Annotated in this window: 2 protein-coding genes and 1 pseudogene; all 3 read left to right on the top strand. The window is 70.1% G+C overall.

Translation table 11 applies throughout. The features are described 5' to 3' along the window. A partial coding sequence (locus tag NQ160_RS22360; protein WP_257517235.1) for a redoxin domain-containing protein occupies positions 1-937 on the top strand: 937 nt, incomplete at its 5' end. A 35-nt stretch (positions 938-972) separates the two neighbouring features. Next, positions 973-1,572: an ECF RNA polymerase sigma factor SigK gene (sigK, locus tag NQ160_RS22355; RefSeq protein WP_257517234.1), complete on the top strand. Its 600-nt coding sequence runs from the start codon at positions 973-975 to the stop codon at positions 1,570-1,572. Next, a pseudogene (locus NQ160_RS22350) lies at positions 1,569-1,799 on the top strand (anti-sigma factor); the annotation flags it as partial. The gene sigK and the pseudogene NQ160_RS22350, both read left to right, overlap by 4 nt.

Genomic DNA, 1,799 nt, shown 5'->3' with positions numbered 1-1,799 from the left:
CGACAACTGCACCAACGGCGCGACCGAGCTGGAGTCGTGCGGCACCGCCCCCGGCATCCGGGGGATCGAGGCGTGGCTGAACACGCCGGAGGGCGCCGGCATCGACCTGGCGGATCTGCGAGGCCAGGTGGTGCTCATCGACTTCTGGGCGTACTCGTGCATCAACTGCCAGCGGTCCATTCCGCACGTCGTCGCCTGGGACGACGCCTACCGCGATGCGGGGCTTCAGGTCATCGGCATCCATTCGCCGGAGTACGCCTTCGAGAAGGATGCCGCCAACGTCGCCGCCGGCACGGCGGACTTCGGGATCGAGTACCCGGTGGCCCTCGACAACTCCCTGTCGACGTGGACCAACTACCGCAACCGCTTCTGGCCTGCCCACTACCTGATCGACGCCGAGGGCACCGTGCGCCACATCTCCTTCGGTGAGGGCAACTACGCCGCCACCGAGGCGATGATCCGCGAGCTGCTGCAAGACGCCGATGCGGATGCGACGCTGCCGCAGGCCACCGACGTCGCCGACCTCACCCCCGAGGCAGGGGCGACGACGCCCGAGACGTTCCTGGGCTCGGGCAAGGACGTCAACTACGGCGGGGAGGAGCGCTACCGCGCCGGTGTTCGCTCGTTCGCGTACCCCGACGACCAGCCCGAGGACTCGTTCGCGCTCGAGGGGGAGTGGGACGTGCAGACCCAGTTCGTCACGCCGACCGGCGACGAGGGCGGCATCCGCCTGCGCTTCACGGGCGGCGAAGTGCGGATGGTGTTGGCCGGGGAGGGACAGGTGCAGGTGCAGGTCGACGGCGAGCCGGCGTCGACCCTCGATGTCGGCGGCACCCCGCGGTCGTACCCGCTCGTCGAGGCCGGCGAGCCCCGCGACGGCGTCATCGAGATCTCCGTGCCGGCCGGCGTGCAGGCCTATTCCTTCACCTTCGGGTGACGGGCGGAACCGGGCGCGGACGAGGGGATTAGTGCATGCTGGACTGGATGGTCATCGACGGCGTGGATGTGCCGGAGGACGGACCGGCGCACGACCACGCCGCCGACCTCCTCGTTCGTGTTGCCGCCGGAGACCAAGGCGCCTTCGCCCGGCTGTACGACATGCTGTCGCCGCGAGTGTTCGGCTTGATCGTCCGCGTGCTGGTCGACCGGGCGCAGAGCGAAGAGGTGCTGCAGGAAGTGTTCCTGGAGGTGTGGCAATCCGCCGGGCGGTTCGCTCCGAACAAGGGGCAGGGAAGATCGTGGGTCCTGACCATGGCCCACCGCCGCGCGGTGGACCGGGTGCGGGCCTCGCAGTCCAGTGCCGACCGCGACCGCAGAGCGGGCCTGCGTGACCTCGACGTCGCACACGACGACGTCGCCGACCAAGTGGAGCTGAAGGTGGAGGGGCAGAAGGTGGCCAGTGCGCTGTCGACCCTCCCCGTCGCCCAGCGTGAAGCGATCGTTTTGGCCTACTACGGCGGCTACAGCCAGAGCGAGATCGCTGTGCTGGTGGGTGCGCCCCTCGGAACGGTCAAGACCCGGATGCGCGACGGACTGTCGCGCCTGCGCTCCGCGATGGGGGTGACCGCATGACCGAGCAGGAATTCGCCGAGCTCGCCGCCGGTCATGCCCTGAACGCGCTGTCGCACGAAGATGAGGCGCAGTACTGGGAGGCGCTCGCCGCCCACCCGGAATGGGAGCACGTGGTGCGAGCGGATGCCGCCACCGCCGCAGCCCTCGCCGAAGGCGTGGCGCCCGTTGCGCCGCCGCTGACGGCGCGGTCGATGCTGCTGGTGCGCGTCGCCGCCCTTGCGCGGGAG

This window comes from Microbacterium sp. zg.Y909 (assembly GCF_024626565.1).
This window is presented reverse-complemented; position numbering and strand designations above follow the sequence as displayed.